This window comes from Symbiobacterium terraclitae, assembly GCF_017874315.1.
Lineage (GTDB): Bacteria > Bacillota > Sulfobacillia > Symbiobacteriales > Symbiobacteriaceae > Symbiobacterium > Symbiobacterium terraclitae.
The window spans coordinates 37,018-54,161 of record NZ_JAGGLG010000016.1; the positions used below are offsets into that span (position 1 = coordinate 37,018).

A 17,144-nucleotide genomic window follows, 5' to 3' on the forward strand; every position below is an offset into this window, starting at 1 on the left:
CCGCCACCCCGGTGCGGGTGGCGGTTTTCGTTATCCGTGGCCCCGGCTGATGTCTCACCGCAGCGCCAGGGCGGTGCTGAGGTCAAACGTGACGCACATCTCGCCCCAGCGGCTCTCCCACGTGCGGGGATAGGGAATCTTGGCGGCGAGCCGGCGGATCGCGTAGTTCTCGGCCAGCATGTACGCCTGAAGGCGGGTGAACCCCATCTCCCGGGCGACCTCCACCAGCTGCTCGGCCAGCTTCGTGCCGATGCCCTCCCGCTGGCAGTCGTCCCGCACGAGGAAGGCGATCTCGGCGGTCTCCTCGTCCACGCGGCCCAGCTCGGCGACGCCGACCACCTCACCCCTGCTCAGGGCCAGGAGCACCGCCTGGTCGTCGGGGTCGCCCCCGCAGAGGCGCGCGGCCTCCCGCTCCCCCGAGACGGACAGGCCCGAGCTGCAGTAGCGCAGGTAGAGCGTCTCGGCCGTGAGGCACCGGTACATGTCGGCGATCAGCGGGGCATCCGCGGGGGTGCACGGCCGGATGGTGACGGTGCGCCCGGTTCGGGACACGAACCGGACAGCCGGGTGGTGCAGCGTGGCGGCCATGCGCATCCCTCCTTTCGCCGGGCCCTGCGGTATTGCGGGCCTTGAACCCCATGGCGTCTCCGCCGTCGGGAACGCGAATTGTGACGCTTTTCACTTATAGTGTAGCCTGTCCCCGTTCTTCCTGCCATAACACCTCAGAGGGGTTCTCCCCCCCTCCGTTCGGACGTGACCCCTTCCCACGGTAGGATGATCAGGGGAGCCAGGCCGCATTCTGACGCGGGCACCCCGGGCTCACCGGCGGCCGACTGCCGGGTCTCACCTGCGCTGGAGCCGCTCCGCGGTTGACGCCGGGCGAGTCTTCTCTATAATTCGACCATATAACCGTAGGGCGACCGGGACAGGTCATGGGCGAGGGCTCCCCAGCCTCTGATGGGGCGGTGACCGCCTGCTCTGCCCAGTGGCCAGCGACGTCGCTGTACGGCGCCCGCGGCGCGTACGTCACCGGCCACTCCCGGGAGGCCAGTGCGCCCGTGCCCATGACGAACACCCAGTTCTGACCCTCTTGCAGCCTGCCCTCCAGCGTGTACCGCCCGTCCACACCGGCGACGGCGGTCGCCTGCGCCTCGTCGTTCACGACCAGCGTCACCTGCATCCCGGCCGGTGCGGTGCCGGAGACGGTCAGCCGGTCTGCGCGCCTCGCCGCCGCACGGCTCCGCTCAGAACCCGTAGATCGTCATCCCGCCGTCCACCATCAGCGCCTGGCCGGTCACGTAGCTCGACGCCTCGGACGCCAGGAAGACCACCGGCCCCACCAGCTCCTTCAGGTCGCCGATGCGGCGCATGGGCGTGCGGGCCAGGATCTCCGCCACGTACTGCTCGTCCTGCAGGAGCTTCTCCGTGAGCGGCGTGCGGAAGTACCACGGGCCGATGGCGTTCACCGTCACCCCGAACCGCGCCCACTCCATCGCCAGGATGCGGGTCATGTGCAGCAGCCCCGCCTTGCTGGCGCCGTAGGCGACCCCGGTGCGCAGCGCCACCGCGCCGCCCACCGAGGCGACGTTGATCACCCGGCCGTACCCGGCCGCGCACATGTGCCGCCCCACCGTCTGGGCGACCAGGAAGGGTCCCTTCAGGTTGGTCTCCACCACCCGGTCCCAGTCCTGCTCCGCCACCTCCAGCGCCGGCTTGCGGATGTTGATGCCCGCGTTGTTCACCAGGATATCGATCCTGCCGAGCGCCGCGAGGGCGGCCTCCACCGCCGCCGTCACCTGCTCCCGGCTCGTGACGTCCGCCGTCACCGCCAGCGCCCGGCGGCCCTTCGCCCGGATCTCCCGGGCCGCCGCCTCCACCTCGGCCCCGGTCTGCGCCAGGCAGACCACGTCCGCCCCGGCCTCGGCCAGTCCCAGCGCCAGGGCGCGGCCAATGCCGCGGCCGGCACCGGTCACCAGCGCCACCCGTCCGTCCAGCGAGAACATCTGCACCGTCCCTTCCGTCCTTTCGTCGAATGCGTTTGGTAGATTCCTTCTCCGTTGACCCGGGCTGTCCCTCGCCCCGGCGGAGGGGCGGGCGGGCGCCGCCAGGGTCTTCCGGCGTGCGCCTGCCCTCGATCTGCAGGACCTCTGCTGGCGGAGGGATCCTTCAACCCTGGACATCGGGAAAACAGGGCACCTATTTTGCGGCGATTCGTGGGAGGAACTCCCCATATCTCCCGCCAGGACTACCCCCAGGGAGTATCAGAGCCGGGTCAACCGGGGTCTTACCCCCTGGAAGGGCCCCTGGACGCCCGTTTCGGCCGGGGGTCGGCGACCCGCCGGGGAAATATGGGGAGATTCTCCCTATATCTCGCCCGAAAATACTGTGCCATTTTCCCCATATCTCCCGGCGGGCCCCGTGTACCCCCTTCATCTCCCCTGTATCGAGGGATCAGGCGCCCGGCACGCTGCGTGTCGCCTCAGCAAGTCCGGCAACGGCTCATTGGGTGGGTAAGCGCAGCACATGTGGAAGAGCCGCCGTCCCCTCTCGGGAGACGGCGGCACATGGCAATCAGCTGTGCATGACCACGGGGCGGCTGATGTCCACCGTCACCAGCAACTCGCCCCGGCTCCGCTCGTATGCAACCGTGTACGGCAGCTTGGACGCGATCCGGCGGACGGCGTGGTTGTCAGGCAACGTGTAAGCCTGGATCCGCGCAACCCCCATCACCCTGGCAACCCCTATCATGTGCAGCGCCAGGGCGGTCCCCATCCCGTCGCCCTGGCAGTCGTCGCGCACCAGCAGGGCGATCTCGGCGGTCTCACCTTCCACCCGGCCGAGCTCACCGATGCCGACCACCTCGCCCCCGCACAGGGCCAGGACCACCGCCCGATGCTCGGGGTCTGCACTGCAGAGTCGTGCGGCCTCGGACTCGCCCGTAATGGCGGGGCTGCAGCTGCAGTAGCGCATGTAGAGCGTATCGCGCGAGAGGCACTGGTACATGGCGGCGATGAACGGTGCGTCATCGGGAGTGCATGGCCGGAGGGTCACGGTGCGTCCGGACTTCGAGACGAACGGAACGGCCTCGTGCTGTACGGCGGCGGCCATGGTCACCCCTCCTTCCGGCAGGCTGTAGCGATAGTTGTGACTGATTTCACTTATACTGCGATACGTTGTCCGGGGCTCTTCCATGGTACATCAGCAGGGATCTGCCGTGCAACGGTGTCCCTGTTCCCGCCTCCGTCCGGTTGAGGAGGCGAGCCTGAACCCCGTGCCGGCGCGAACATCTGGGCGTCCCCGCACGTCCAAGTTCGATGTGGTCCTGTAATTGTGCCCAATCCTGCTAAGAGGGGAGACCGTCGATGCCAGAATCACCTCGCCCCATCGGCCGCCGCATCGTCGTGGTCGGCACAACCGGCTCCGGCAAGACCACCCTGGCCCGGCAGCTGGCCCAGCGCCTCGGCTGCCCCCACGTCGAGGCCGACGTGCTCTTCTGGGGCCCGCACTGGACCAAGACCCCCGTTGACGAGTTTCGCACTCAGGTGGATCGGGCCACCGCCGGCGACTGCTGGACGTTTGACGGCAACTACAGCAAGGTGCGGGACATCACCTGGGGCCGGGCCGACACCCTGGTCTGGCTGGACTACCCGCTTCCGCTGGTGCTGTGGCGGCTCCTCCGCCGGACGATCCGGCGGAGCCTGAATCTGGAGCAGCTGTGGAACGGGAACCGCGAGACGCTCTGGCACCACCTGTTCACCCGGGACTCGCTCTTCCTCTGGGCCCTGCAGACCCACGGCCGCTACCGCCGGGAGTACCCGCTGCTCCTGCAGCGACCGGAGTACGCACACCTCGCCGTCATCCGGCTGCGCTCACCTGGGGCGACGGCGGCATGGCTGGCTTCGCTCAAGACCCGCCCCCGGCAGGCGAAGGGCAGCGACTCCTATCCTGCGGCGGACAGCGACTCCTGTACGGGATAGAGGCGGGCGCTCGCAACGGCGAGCGCCCGCAACCGTCCAGCCCCGTGTACCGTACCTTCGCCCGGCGGTCCGCCGCCGGGCAGCGTGGTAACGTCCGGCAGCGTCAGCGCAGCTCCGCCGGTGCCCCCCACGCCTCGAACCCGGCCCGGTGGCTGAGCAGCAGCACCTGCCGCTCCCGGGCCAGCCCGTCCAGCGCCGCCCGGATGTGCTCCAGCCGCTCGTCGTCGCAGTTGAGGAACGGGTCGTCGAAGACGAAGGGCAGCCGGACCTCCTCGGCGATCAGATCGCCGACGGCCAGGCGCAGGGCCAGGTAGAGCTGGTCCTGGGCGCCCTTGCTCAGCTGCGCCGGCGCCAGCACGGAGCCGTCCGGCTCCACCACGCTGACGGCGAAATCCTCGCTCAGCCGCACCCGGCGCCCGCTGCGGCCGGTCAGGCCCGCCCAGTATTCGGTGGCTGCGGCCTCCAGCCGCTCGCGGTAGGTCTCCTGATAGACCCGCTGGGCCTCCTCCAGCTCCCGGTAGGCGATGGCCAGCGCCCGGATCTCCCGAACCAGGGCCTGCTCCCGCCGGCGCAGCTCGGCCAGCTGCATCTCGGCCTCGGCCAGGTTGATGCTCTCCCGGCCCAGGTCCTGGAGCCGGTCCCGCAGCGCCCGCCGCTCCTCCTCCAGCTGCTCCAGCCGGGCCTGCGTGGTCCGCAGGTCGTCCCGCAGCGCCTGGATGCGTTCCTGCACGACCAGCGGGTCGTCCGCCTCGTCCAGCGCCGGCAGGCCCGGGTGCTGCCGGATCAGGTCCTCCAGGGCGTCGGAGACACGGCCCCACTCCAACTCCGCCGCGCCCACCTTCCTCTCCAGCGCCTCCACGGACGGCACCTCGGCGGTGGTCAGGAGGGTCTCGCGCTCCCGTTCCTGGTCCCGGACCTGCTGCTTCGCCTCGGCCATGGCCTGCCACCTGGCCAGGGCCGCCTCCGGGTCGCCCCCGACCGGCTCGAGTGCGGGGGCCAGCGCCGACCGCAGCGCTGCAACCCGCCCCTCGGCGGCCTGTAGCCGCTCCTCAGCCTCGCGGACCTGCGACTCGAGCGTCTGCGCCGCCGCGCGGTGCGAGTCGGCCTCCTCCTTGAGCGAAGCCGCCGCGGCAACGCGCTGCTGCAGCGCGGCGGGATCCGCATGCTCGTCGAAGGGGGCGACCCGCTCCCGCAGCAGGGCGACCGCCCGGCGCAGCCGCTCCTCAGGCGTGGTGCCGTCAGGGCCGGGCTGGGTCAGCCTGCGGCGGCTCGCCGCCACCTCGTCCAGGCGGCTCTGCGTGGCCGCGCGAGCCTCGGCCGCCGCAGCCACCTGGCTCCACCAGTCTTCGGTGAGGCACGCGATCCAGCCGATGAGGTCAGCGAGTCGTGCCGGCGCAGCCACACGGTCTGCACCGGCGAGACCCGGCGGGCCGGAGACTCCGCCCGTCACGCCGCCGGCAGGCGCATCGTCCGGGCCTGCGCCCGTCACACGGCCGGCAGCCGGACCTCGCCACGCTGCGGCCAGTTCCGCGAGGTCCGCCAGCTCCGCCCACCGCGGCGGCAGCTCCGTCACCGGCAGGCCCGGCGCGTGCGGCGGCGAGACGCCCCACGTCTCGCGGCAGAGCTTGTCCAGTTCGTCCCGGATGCGGTTCCGCTCGTCCGTGAGCCGCTGCCACTCCGCCAGGGCGGCCGCGGGGTCGCCGAACCGCTCGGTGAACGGCCGGAGCCGTTCCGCCAGCGCCTGCAGCTCCGCCTCCGCCTTCCGGCACGCCTCGCGCAGCCCGTCGGCGTCGAACGTGTCGGACACGGCGCGCCGCCGCTCGGCCAGCTCGGAAGATCGGCGCCGCCACTCCTGCCACTGCTGTGCGATCAGGGTCAGACGCAGCGGGGGCTCCGCGGCCAGCGGGCCGAGGTCCAGCGCGGCCAGCTGCGCTGCCAGTTCCCGTGCCTGCCGCTCCAGCTGCCGCAGCCGCTCCGCCCCCGGGCCGCCCGCACCCCGCCCGGCCAGGACCCAGCCCAGAAGGGCGCCCAGCACCGCCAGCGCCACGGCGGCGGTCAGAGGCAGGCTGCCCGGGAGCACCGGGCCTGCCACCCCGCCGGCGACAGACCCCGACAGCGCTCCCCCGTCGGCCCCGGACAGCGAACCCATGCCGGCACCACTCAGCCAGCCCACGAGGGCACCCAGCGACCAGCCGAGGACCGTGCCCAGCACGGCACCGGCCGCGGCACCGATGCGCCGGCTTCGCGCCCGCACCAAGGCGACCGCCTGCCGCACCCCGGAAAGCTCGGCCTCCACCTGCTGCTGCCGGGCCAGCAGGGACACCTTCTCCTCCGCCCGCCGGAGCGTCGCCTCGTCCAGGTCCGTTACGGCGGCGTACTCCTGGCGCAGGCGGGCCTCCTCTTCGTCCAGGCGCCGGAGCTCCCGGTCGAGCCCATCCGCACGGGTCGCTGCTACCTCGGCCCGCCGGCGTGCATCGGCCTCCAGGACGTGGCAGTTGCGCACCAGCTCCAGCACGTCTGCAGGCTGGCCGGCGAAGATGGCGTACCGCTCTGACTCGTCGCCGAGCCGCTCCACCTCACGGGCGAGCTCCTGACAGCGCGCCCACTGGCGCAGCGCCTCGCCGGCCAGCGCCTGCACGCGCCTCAGGGCCGCTCCCGCGGGATGCCCCAGCCTGCCCCAGTCGGGCCCCTCGGCCAGGAGGGACGCCAGGCGGGCCTCTTCCCGGGCCAGCCGGTCGAGCTCCCCTTCCAGGCGCTCGAGCTCCGCCAGCCTCTCCCGCAGCTCCGCCGCGTCGCGGGGGAGTTCGGCGCGCCCCGCCACATCGCCGAACTCCGCTCGCAGCCGCTCCCCGGCCGCCTCGGCCTGCTGGGTGGTCTCGGTCAGCCGCTGCTTCAGGTCCTTCAGCTCCTCACGGCGCTGCGCCGCCGCGGCCTCCAGCTGGATCAGCTCCTGCAGCCGGTCCCCCGTCTCAGGCGGAAGGCCGGCCAGCTCCGGCCACTCCTGCTCCAGCTGCGCCCGGAGCTCGCGCAGCCGCTGCTCCGCCTGCCGGGCCCGGTCCAGCGCCCTGCGCAGGGCCTGCCACTGGCGCAGCGTCGCCGCCCGCCGCTCGGCCAGCCGCTGCCACTCCTGCAGCGCGTCCAGCACCTGGCGAAGCTGGGCGGCCTTCCGGCGCGCCTCGTCCAGCGCTGCCTCCGCCTCCTGCAGCTGCCCCGCCGCCTCGTGGTAGCCGTCCACGGCCTCCCGGGCCTGCTCGATCGCGGCGGTCAGCGCGCGGATCTGCGCCTGCAGCTCCTCCAGCTCCCGGTCGTTGCGCAGGTCCCGCGGGAAGCCGTACCGCGACACGGCGCGAGTGCGGTTCCTGAGCTGCGCGCTCAGCCACTCCAGCGCCTGCTGCGGCCGCCCACCGCCGGCGCCGGCCAGCAGCTCATGCACCTTCTGGTCCACCTGCCCCATCTCGGGCAGCGGCTGCGTCACGCAGAAGGTGGCCGCCAGCAGCTCCCGCGACGGGAGCCCGACCAGCCGGGCGATCAGCGCCTCGTACTCCTGGTTGCCCCGCCGCGCCCCGGGGTTGTGCACGCCCTGGTGGATCCGCTCCCGCCCCGCCGGCCCGTGCCGGGTCACGATGACCTCGTGGCTGTCGAAGTCGCGCCGCACGCGGTAGCGCAGGCCGTCGGCGGCGGTGAACTCCACCTCGCCCTCAAAGGCCGGCGCACGGCCCAGGTGGCGGTAGCGCTTCTGCCCGAAGTCCGCGGCCGAGCCGCCGGTGGGCAGGCCGTAGAGGGTGGCCATCAGCCCGGCCACCAGCGTCGACTTGCCGGTCTCGTTGGGCGCCACCAGCACGCCGAGGTCGGCGGGGAAGGTGCAGGTCGTCTTCTCGCCGTAGGGTCCGAAGCCCGTCAGCGACACCGAATGCCAGACCACCCCTGCCATCACCGCTCACCTCCCAGCATGGCCTGCACGCCGCGGCGCAGCGCCTGCTCCAGGACGGCCCGCTCGCCCGGGTCCTGCTCCTCCGCCAGGCGCCGGCGCATGCGCCGGATGAACTCGCCCAGGATGGTCCGCTCCCCGGCCCAGCGGTCCAGCCGCTGGGGGGAGAGCGAGTCGGTCTCGTCGACGACCTCCAGGTAGAAGAACCGGTGCGCGCAGTGGGCCTGGATGGCCTCGGCGTTCAGCAGCTCCGGCGCGCTGCCGGTCAGGCGCACGCGCGCGATGACCGCCGGGTCCGCCAGTTCCGCGACAGCCGCGGTCACCTGCGCCGCATCCGCCATGCCGGAGACGTCGAGATCGCGCACCACCACCGGCTGCGCCCCGGCCGGGACGCGCTCGAGCCGCACGCCGCCCGCCTCGACGCAGGCGATGGTGAACTGGCCGGTGCCGGGGTCGTCGAACCCCTTCCCCTCCACCGCGCCGGGGTAGACGGCCAGCCCCCGCCCCATCCGGACCTCGCCGGGCTTATGGATGTGCCCCAGGGCGACGTAGTCGTAGCCGGCCTGCGCCAGGGCTGCGGGGTCCAGCGGCAGCGACCGGTCGCCGCCCCAGTCGCCCAGGGTGCCGTGGAAGACGGCCAGGTGCGCCCCGGGCTCGTCCACCTTCGGAAACCGGTTGACCGGCGGCTGGGTCTGGGTGACGCCCCCGGTGTAGGCCAGGCTGTAGAGGTGCAGCGCCGTCCCCTGCACGGTCAGGGTCGCCACGTGTGCGGGGTTGGGGTTGGTGACCAGCAGGCCCGGCCAGTCCTCCCGGTGGTTCTGGTAGACCGAGTTGGGGTACGTGATCTCGTCGTGGTTGCCCGGCACGGTCACCACCGGGAAGCCGGCCTGCTCCAGCCGGCGCAGCTGTGCCATGACCGAGGCCACCAGCGGCTCCTCCGGCCGGTGGGTCTCGAACAGGTCGCCGGCGATGACCACGAGGTCGATCCCGTGCTGCCGGTCGAGCGCCAGGTCCACGGCCCGCTCCAGCAGGTCGTCCCGCCTGCGGCGGCGCTCCTCCGCCCTGTCGCGGGGCATGAACGCCGGCCGCCAGCCCAGGTGCAGGTCGGCGAGGTGTAGGATGCGGATCACGTGGGGTACCCCCTTTCGCGCTGGATTGGGTTCTTGTCCGAGCTTCATTACTCGCGCCGGGGTGTGACAACTGCCTGTCACTGTGGCGAAGATCGCGCACCACCGCGGACGCGGAGACCCGCTGGCGCCCCGAGGTCCCCTCCATCCGGCGGATGGCGGACGCGCGAAAAGGGGGGTGCGTGCCAGGCAGGAGTGAGCGCCGCGTCGTCGGGCGTGCGCGGCCCCAGTGCGGTAACCCGGTGGACGCGTGGCAGGTCTGGAGAACAGATGTCCGCCCCCCATAGGTTCGACGCGCTGGGTGCGATGTCCTATCACCCGGCGGGGCGTGGGGTCGGGCGAGGGGCAGGATGCACCGAAGGCATGGGGTCGGGGCGGTGGGCCACGGAGCGGCCCAGGACTCGGCACTGAGCCCGCGGTGCGCGCGACAGGGCCCGGAGATCCGCGACCTCCGGGCCCGGCCCGCGCTACTCGATTAAGACCCGCAGCGGCTACGCCGCCTTCTTGCCCTCCTTCGAACCCCGGTGCGTCACCGTGCCGATGATCAGCACCGCGGCCAGGATCAGCAGCAGCACGCCGGCGATGGCGAAGGCGGAGCCCTTGAAGGCGTTGCCCACGCCGCCGACGATGATGCCGATCACCTGGAAGTCCGAGTCGCCGAAGGTCGTGTTGGCAAAGCCCAGCGCACCGAGGGTCGGCAGCAGGAACGCCGCACCGAAGCTGATCAGGATGCCGTTGACGAAGGCGCCGGCGATCGCGCCCCGCTTGCCGCCCGTGGCGTTGCCGAAGACGCCGGCCGTGCCGCCCACGAAGAAGTGCGGGATCAGCCCCGGCACGATGACCGGCAGCCCGACCAGGCCCATGATGATCATCGAGACCACGCCGCCCAGGAAGCTGACGATGAAGCCCACCAGCACCGATGTGGGGGCGTAGGGGAAGGTGATCGGGCAGTCCAGGGCCGGCTTGGAGTCCGGGACGATCAGGTCCGAGAAGCCCTTGAACGCCGGCACGATCTCGTTGATGATCATCCGGACGCCGTAGAGCACCACCGCCACGCCACCGGCAAACGTGATGGCCTGCAGCAGGGAGAAGACCAGCATGTTCTGCCCGCCGGACAGCTCGGTGGTGGCGGCGTGGCCGGCCGCCAGAGAAGCGATCAGGAAGATGATGAACATCACCAGCGAGGTGGAGATCACCGACTCACGGAAGAACTGCAGCCCCTTGGGGAACTGGTACTTCTCCAGCGAGTCCTCCCGGTCGCCCACCAGCTTGCCGATGGTGCCCGAGAGCCAGTAGCCGAAGGTGCCGAAGTGCCCCAGGGCCACGCCGGCACCGCCTGTGAGCAGGTCCATGTACGGGCTGGCGAGGGCCGGCATCAGGACCATCAGGCCGCCGAGGATCAGGGAGCCCACCAGCACCAGCAGCCAGCCGTCCAGCCCGGCGGTGCCCAGCACCGCGGAGAGCATCGCCGCCATGTAGAAGGTGTGGTGGCCGGTCAGGAAGATGTACTTGAACGGTGTGATGCGGGCGAAGAGCAGGTTGGCCAGCAGGCCGAAGACCATGATGAGCGCGGTCTGGGTGCCCAGCGTCTGCTGGGCGATGGCGACGACCGCCTCGTTGTTGGGCACCACGCCCCGGATCCCGAAGCCGGTCTCCAGGAGCGGCCCCATGTAGTCCAGCGCCCCCACCAGCATGTTGGCGCCACCGCTCAGGATGACGAAACCGAGGATCGACTTGAGCGTACCGCTGATCACGTCGCTGGCAGGCTTCTTCTGGAACAGCAGGCCCAGAAGCGCCACCAGACCCACCAGTACAGCAGGAACCGAGAGGACGTCGGCGACAAAACCCATCAAGAAGTCCATGATCCAATCCTCCCATCCTTCCGCTGAGTTGGCTCCGGGCGGTTACTCCATGCCGAGCGCGGTCCTGACCTTCTCCTTCACCTCCTCCTTGTCCATGTAGTTGCGGATGGCCACGACCTTCGCCGGACCATTGCTCAGCATGGGTGCGAACTGCGGCGAGGTGACGATGACGTCGGCCCCCGCAGCGCCGGCGGTCGCGATATCCGCAACCTCCACGGAGACGCCCGCGATTCCGAGTTCCTTCAGCGCACCCTCCACCTGCATGCGGAGCATCAGGCTGCTGCCCAGCCCCATGCCGCACACCGCAAGGATCTTCACCGGGATCCCCCCCTTCGCCGTCACGGCAGTCTGATACCCAGGGCAGCCAGCGCCTGCCGCTCGATCGCGGCCGCGTCGACCCCCATGTGCGCCAGCAGCGCCTCGTCCGGCCCGGACTCGCCGTAGCGGTCCGGCACCCCGACCCGGTGGACCGGGGTGGGCCTGCGCTCGCCGAGGCACTCGGCCACGGCGGCGCCGAGGCCGCCGATCACGCTGTGCTCCTCGGCCGTCACCACGACACCACAGGCCTCCGCCGCCTCCACCACCGCCTCCGCGTCCAGCGGCTTCACCGTCGGCACGTGGAGCACCGCGGCCTCCACGCCCCGCTGCGCCAGGCGCCGGGCGGCCTCCATCGCCCGGGCGGTCATCGTGCCGGTGCTGATGATGGCCACGTCGCGCCCCGGCCGCAGCGGCACCGCCCGCCCGGGCTGGAACCGGTAGCCCTCGGGCACGACGGCGGGCACGGCGTTGCGGTAGAGCCGCAGGTAGACGGGGCCGGGGATCTCGGGCAGGAGGCGGGTCGCCTGGGCGGCCTCCGCCGCGTCACCCGGCACGATCACGGTCATACCCGGCAGCGCCCGCATGATGGCGATGTCCTCCACCGAGGCGTGGGTGCTGCCGCCCTTGGAGACCGCGAGCCCGCTGTAGGAGCCCACGATCTTGACGGGCAGTCCCGGCTGGCAGACGGAGGTGCGGATCTGGTCCAGCGCCCGGCAGACGGCGAAGACAGCGAAGCTGTTGACCACCGGAACCAGGCCGCAGGCGGCCAGCCCGGCGGCAACGCCCACCATGTTCTGCTCGGCGATGCCCACTTCGATGTACCTTTCGGGGTACCGCTGGCCGAAGGCGTCGCAGCGGATGGAGTTGCCCAGGTCGGCGTCCAGCACCACCACGTCCGGGCGGATGCCGCCCAGCTCCAGCAGCGCCGCGCCGTAGGCATCGCGCATCGCCGCGCTCATGGCGCCACCCCCAGTTCAGCCAGGGCCCGGGCGGCCTGCTCGGAGGTCAGCGGGTGGGAGTGCCACTCCGGCCGCCCCTCCATGAACGAGACGCCCCGTCCCTTTATGGTATGCGCCACCACCAGGAGGGGCCGGCCGTCGGCAGGCGCGTCCAGCGCCCCGGCCAGGGCCGCCACGTCGTGGCCGTCCACCTCCCGCACCGCCCAGCCGAACCCCTCCCAGCGGAGGGCCAGCCGCTCGGGCGGATGCACGGCGGCGGTGGCGCGGGTCTGCGAGAACCGGTTGAAGTCCAGGATCGCCGTCAGGTTGGCGAGCCGCAGCTCGCCGGCCAGCAGCGCCGCCTCCCAGACCTGCCCCTCCTGGATCTCGCCGTCTCCCAGCAGCACGTAGGTCTGGTAGTCCTTCCGGCCGATCCGTGCCGCCAGGGCCATGCCGGCGCCGGCGGAGAGCCCCTGCCCCAGGGAGCCGGTGGACATGTCAACCCCCGGGGTCCGGCTCATGTCCGGATGCGCCTGCAGCCGGGAGCCCAGGACGCCGAAGGTGGCCAGTTCACCCACCGGGAAGAAGCCCCGCTCCGCCAGGGCGGCGTAGAGCGCCATGGCGGCGTGCCCCTTGGAGAGGATGAAGCGGTCGCGCTCCGGCCAGTCGGGCTCCTCCGGGCGGATGCGCAGCTTGTGGAAGTAGAGGACACTCAGGATCTCGGCAGCCGAGAGCGACCCGCCCAGGTGGCCGCCTCCGGCCTGGAGGGCGGTGCGGATCACGTGGCAGCGGATGCGCCTCGCGGCGTCTTTGAGCAGCAGGACGTCGGGCCGCGGTGTCGCCATTCAGGTCGCCTCCCCCCGGTCCGCCTCTTCGGCCCGTCCCGAGACCGAGCCGACCAGCCGGAGCACCGTCGCCACGTCCGGGGCGGACTGCAGCGCCGCCACCGCGTCGCGGTTGCCCAGCAGTTCGGAGAGCTGCATCAGAGCCTTCAGGTGGGTCTCGTGGTCGATGGCGCCCAGGCAGACCACCAGGCTCACCGGGTCGTTCTCCGGGTGGCCGAAGGGCACGGGCTGCCGGAGCCGGATCATGGACATGCCCAGCCGGAGCACGCCGTCCTCGGGGCGGGCGTGGGGGAGCGCGAAGCCGGGCCCGAGCACGATGTAGGGGCCGAACTCCCGGGCCGTGCGCACCATCGCCTCCACGTACCGCGGTTCCGCCAGACCGGCGTTCACCAGCAGGGCCCCGCCAGCCCGAATGGCCTCCTCCCAGGTCTGCGCCTCCACGTCCAGCGCGACGGTCTCTGCCGTAAGCAAGTCTCTCAACACGGGCTGTCTACCTCTCCATGCCTCAGATTGCAGTGTCTGAGCGGTGCGGCGCACTCTGACGACGTCGTCCTCGCCGAGCAGGGGCGAGACCCGCACCACCGGCAGGCCGCAGGGCGGCACCTGGCAGGTGGCGATGACCAGGTCGTGGGGGTCCTCGGCCAGCACCTCGCGCATGCGGAAGGCCGAGACGACCCGGCCCGGCTGGATCTCGGGCAGCAGCGAGCGCAGCCGCGTCAGCAGCAGCGAAGAGGTGCCCACGCCCGAACTGCAGACGAGCAGCGCCCGGGGCGGCGGCCGGCGGCGGAGCTTCTCCCGCTCCATGGCCGCGGCGATGTGAATCGCGAGGTAGCCGACCTCCGGGTCGGGCACCTTGAGCCCCCAGATGGCCGAGAGCGCCCGACCCACGTCCTGCGCGGCCAGGCAGGCGGCGGGGTACTTCGCCCGCACCTCGTCCAGCAGCGGGTTCTCCACCACCTCTCCCCGTCGCAGGCGCAGGGCGATGGGCCCCAGGTGCAGGGCGAGCCCCATCAGGAACTCCCGGTCCTGCCGCAGGGCGATCCCCAGCCGGGTCTCCACGAGGATGGCCATCTGCTCCGCCAGCTCCAGGTCTTCCCGGGTGGCGATGCCGGTCTCCGGGACCGCTTCCACCGCCCGCGCCGCCTCCAGCTGCAGGGCGAGCGCCGCCAGCTCGGTGTGGGGGATGCGGATGGCGAAGCGCTCCTGCAGCGCCTGGCAGATGGCCTGTGCCTGCCTGGCGCAGGGCGACGACGCCCCCCGGGAGATGTGCCCCGGGCTGAAGGACAGGGTGTGGCCTGCGTACAGCCGGCTGATCATGACGGCCACGTGGACGGAGAGCTCGGGCGCACCGAACTCCCGCATCAGGTCGCCCAGGGGCCCCCACGCCACGTGGGGCAGGAGGGGCCGGAGGAGCGCCTGGAGCGGCTCGGAGTCGGGGTGGTCTTCCAGCAACAGGGCCAGCTGCGCCTCGTCGGCCAGCTCGCCGACCAGGTCGGCGATCGCCTGGCGCCAGTGGCCCTCGGTCCCCTGCAGGCAGATGCCGGCGTGGCCGCGCACCAGCGCCAGGCCCCGCCGCGACGCCCAGGACTCCGCCGCCGCCAGGTCGGCATGGACCGTCGACTTCCCAACCCCCAGGCGGTCGGCGAGGTCGCCCAGGCGGCGCGGCGCCTCGTCGCTGAGCAGCATCAGGAGGAGCCGCCGCACCCGCTCCCGCGGCGAGGGGATGTACTCGCCGGGCGGCGCCTCAGCGGCGACGAACCGGTCGAGGTACTCCCGCAGCCGGCCGGTTTCCCCCTCCAGCTGGTAGCCGACGCCGGCGGTGCTGACCAGCTGCACCCCGTGGGCGGCCACCCAGTCGGAGAGCGCCTCAAGATCGTAGCGGACGGAGCGCGCCGGATAGCCCAGAAGCCGGCCGATCTCCGTGGCCGGCAGCGGCCCGCTGGCCGCCAGGAGCAGGCGCAGCAGCCGCTGGCGGCGGTCGTTGAGCACGGCGTCTCGCCTCCTCTCCGCGTCTTACTACCGCAGTAGGAGGGTTCGGACCGTGTACGGTGCAACTCCTGCAGGGGTGCCGTCCTGCTTTTGTCATCTTCATCGTGCCAAAACGCGAACGCCCCCGCCGGCGGGGGTACTGCGCACACCGCAGACACAAAAAGAGCCAGGGCAGAGACGCCCCGGCTCCTTCTTCTTGTGATTACCGCCTGAGCCGCGGGTCCAGCACGTCCCGCAGCCCGTCGCCCAGCAGGTTGAAGCCCAGCACCGCCAGCATGATGGCGAGGCCGGGAAACGTGACGACCCACGGCGCCAGCTGGATGTAGACCTGCGCGCGGGAGAGCATCGCCCCCCACTCCGGTGCCGGCGGCTGGGCGCCGAGGCCCAGGAAGGAGAGCCCGGCGGCGTCGAGCATCGCCGTGCCGATGGAGAGGGTGGACTGGACGATGATCGGCGCCAGGGCGTTGGGCAGGATGTGCCGGCCGAGGATGCGGGCGTGCCCGCCGCCCGCCGCCCGGGCGGCCTGCACGAAGTCCTGCTCCCGCAGCGAGAGGACCGAGGCCCGCACCAGGCGGGCGTAGACCGGCATGCCCACCACGCCCACGGCGATCATCGCGTTGGTGAGGCTCGGACCCAGGATCGCCGTGATGGCGATGGCCAGCAGGATCGACGGGAAGGCCAGCAGGATGTCGATGATGCGCATCACCAGCAGGTCCAGCCAGCCGCCGAAGTAGGCCGAGATGGCCCCGATGGCCGTCCCGGTGGTCAGCGAGATGCCCACCGCCACCAGCCCGACCTGCAGCGAGATGCGGCTGCCGTGGATGATGCGGCTGAAGATGTCGCGCCCCTGCTCGTCCGTGCCCATCCAGTGGGCGGCCGAGGGCGGCTGGAGCATATCGGACAGCTTGCCCTTGATCGGGTCGTACGGGGCGATCACGTCCGCCAGCAGCGCGGCCAGCACCATCACCAGCACGATGGCGCCGCCGAGCGCCGCCGCGCGGTGGCGCAGCAGCCGGCGGAGGATGCCAGGCCCCCGGCGCGCAGCCTCCGGGGCGCCGTAAGTGCGCGGCGCGCCGCCCGAGACCGGGGGCTGTTTCTCTGTTGCGGCCACGTTTCAGCCCCCCTCACTGGTAGCGGATGCGCGGGTCGATGAAGGTGTAGAGGACGTCGACCAGCAGGTTGACCAGGATCATCGCCAGGGTGATCAGCGCGATGCCCCCCTGCACCACCGGGTAGTCCCGGGAGCCGATGGCCAGCACGATGAACCGGCCGATGCCCGGCCAGGAGAAGATCGTCTCGGTCAGCACCGCCCCGCCCAGCAGCAGCCCCACCTGCAGGCCGATGATGGTGACCACGGGCAGGAGGGCGTTCTTCAGGGCGTGCTTGAAGTTCACCTTCCAGCCGGAGAGCCCCTTGGCCCGGGCCGTGCGGATGTAGTCCAGGTTCAGCACCTCGAGCATGGAGGAGCGGGTGATGCGGGCGATGGTGGAGAGCGGGATCGTGGCGAGGGCCACCCCCGGCAGCACCAGGTGGCGCAGGCCGGTGACGAAGGTGGTCCACTGGCCGCGCACGAGGCTCTCCAGCACGACGAACTGCGTCGCCCCGTCCCAGACCATCCGGGCGTCGAGCCGGCCGCCGGCGGGGAACCAGTGCAGCCGCACCGAGAAGAACATCATGAGGACGAGTCCCAGCCAGAAGATCGGCATGGAGACGCCCACCAGGGCGCCGGCCATCACGCCGTAGTCGAGGATGGAGTTCCGCCACACGGCGGAGACCACCCCCGCCAGGATGCCCAGGGTCGAGGCCAGGAGCATGGCGAAGATGGCCAGCTCCACCGTGGCCGGGTAGCGGGCCATCAGCTCGGCGGCCACGGGCTGGCGGCTCTGCAGCGACGTGCCCAGGTCGCCCCGCAGCAGGTCGCCCATGAAGACGGCAAACTGCACGTAGAGCGGATCGTTGAGCCCCATCTGCTCCCGCAGGGCCTCCACCTGCTCGGGCGAGGCCCGCTCGCCCAGCATCAGCCGCGCCGGGTCTCCGGGGATCGCGCGCATCAGCAGGAAGATGACCACCAGTACGCCCAGGGCGGTGGGGATGGCGAGCCCGATGCGCTTGGCCAGATAGCTTGCGATGTCAATCCCTCCCTGAAGGGGGCGGCCGCAG

13 protein-coding genes are annotated in these 17,144 nt (G+C 71.8%); 1 reads left to right on the plus strand and 12 read right to left on the minus strand.

The window, feature by feature from the left end:
* Positions 1 to 54 precede the first annotated feature (54 nt).
* From J2Z79_RS10395 to J2Z79_RS10405, 3 genes are all read right to left on the minus strand, one after another.
* The gene (locus tag J2Z79_RS10395) at positions 55 to 588 is read right to left on the minus strand and encodes a GNAT family N-acetyltransferase (RefSeq protein ID WP_209466816.1); all 534 of its coding nucleotides are present in this window, start codon (positions 586 to 588) and stop codon (positions 55 to 57) included.
* Between the two features lie 656 nt (positions 589 to 1,244).
* The gene (locus J2Z79_RS10400; protein ID WP_245302589.1) at positions 1,245 to 2,003 is read right to left on the minus strand and encodes an SDR family NAD(P)-dependent oxidoreductase; all 759 of its coding nucleotides are present in this window, start codon (positions 2,001 to 2,003) and stop codon (positions 1,245 to 1,247) included.
* Positions 2,004 to 2,571: 568 nt separating this feature from the next.
* Positions 2,572 to 3,108 carry a GNAT family N-acetyltransferase gene (locus tag J2Z79_RS10405; protein WP_209466818.1) on the minus strand — a complete coding sequence of 179 codons (537 nt, stop codon included), beginning with the start codon at positions 3,106 to 3,108 and terminating at the stop codon, positions 2,572 to 2,574.
* 254 nt (positions 3,109 to 3,362) lie between these two features.
* Here J2Z79_RS10405 and J2Z79_RS10410 point away from each other — a divergent pair, with 254 nt between their 5' ends.
* Entirely contained in the window at positions 3,363 to 3,977 is a 615-nt protein-coding gene (locus J2Z79_RS10410) for a P-loop NTPase family protein (RefSeq protein WP_245302577.1), read from the plus strand.
* A 103-nt stretch (positions 3,978 to 4,080) separates the two neighbouring features.
* On the opposite strand, the gene J2Z79_RS10415 is transcribed toward J2Z79_RS10410, so the two are convergent.
* The 9 genes from J2Z79_RS10415 to J2Z79_RS10455 all read right to left on the minus strand — a co-directional run bounded on the left by J2Z79_RS10415 (position 4,081) and on the right by J2Z79_RS10455 (position 17,113).
* Positions 4,081 to 7,908, minus strand: a complete 3,828-nt coding sequence (locus tag J2Z79_RS10415; RefSeq protein ID WP_209466819.1) for an AAA family ATPase — start codon at positions 7,906 to 7,908, stop codon at positions 4,081 to 4,083.
* On the minus strand, positions 7,908 to 9,035 hold the full coding sequence (locus tag J2Z79_RS10420; protein WP_342589463.1) for a metallophosphoesterase family protein: 1,128 nt from the start codon (positions 9,033 to 9,035) through the stop codon (positions 7,908 to 7,910). The genes J2Z79_RS10415 and J2Z79_RS10420 overlap by 1 nt, the downstream gene beginning before the upstream one ends.
* A gap of 488 nt (positions 9,036 to 9,523) precedes the next feature.
* Positions 9,524 to 10,894 (minus strand): PTS ascorbate transporter subunit IIC, encoded by a 1,371-nt coding sequence (locus J2Z79_RS10425; protein WP_209466820.1) that lies wholly within the window; start codon positions 10,892 to 10,894, stop codon positions 9,524 to 9,526.
* 42 nt (positions 10,895 to 10,936) lie between these two features.
* Positions 10,937 to 11,212, minus strand: coding sequence for a PTS sugar transporter subunit IIB (locus J2Z79_RS10430; RefSeq protein ID WP_209466821.1), 276 nt, complete (start codon positions 11,210 to 11,212; stop codon positions 10,937 to 10,939).
* A gap of 20 nt (positions 11,213 to 11,232) precedes the next feature.
* Positions 11,233 to 12,171: a transketolase family protein gene (locus tag J2Z79_RS10435; protein WP_209466822.1), complete on the minus strand. Its 939-nt coding sequence runs from the start codon at positions 12,169 to 12,171 to the stop codon at positions 11,233 to 11,235.
* Complete coding sequence (locus J2Z79_RS10440; protein WP_209466823.1) at positions 12,168 to 12,995, minus strand: transketolase; 828 nt, start codon at positions 12,993 to 12,995, stop codon at positions 12,168 to 12,170. The genes J2Z79_RS10435 and J2Z79_RS10440 overlap by 4 nt, the downstream gene beginning before the upstream one ends.
* Positions 12,996 to 14,984, minus strand: a complete 1,989-nt coding sequence (locus J2Z79_RS10445) for a BglG family transcription antiterminator (RefSeq protein ID WP_209466824.1) — start codon at positions 14,982 to 14,984, stop codon at positions 12,996 to 12,998.
* Between the two features lie 202 nt (positions 14,985 to 15,186).
* The gene (gene nikC, locus J2Z79_RS10450; RefSeq protein WP_209466825.1) at positions 15,187 to 16,095 is read right to left on the minus strand and encodes a nickel transporter permease; all 909 of its coding nucleotides are present in this window, start codon (positions 16,093 to 16,095) and stop codon (positions 15,187 to 15,189) included.
* Positions 16,096 to 16,108: 13 nt separating this feature from the next.
* Positions 16,109 to 17,113, minus strand: coding sequence for an ABC transporter permease (locus tag J2Z79_RS10455; RefSeq protein ID WP_209466855.1), 1,005 nt, complete (start codon positions 17,111 to 17,113; stop codon positions 16,109 to 16,111).
* Between the last annotated feature and the right edge of the window lie 31 nt (positions 17,114 to 17,144).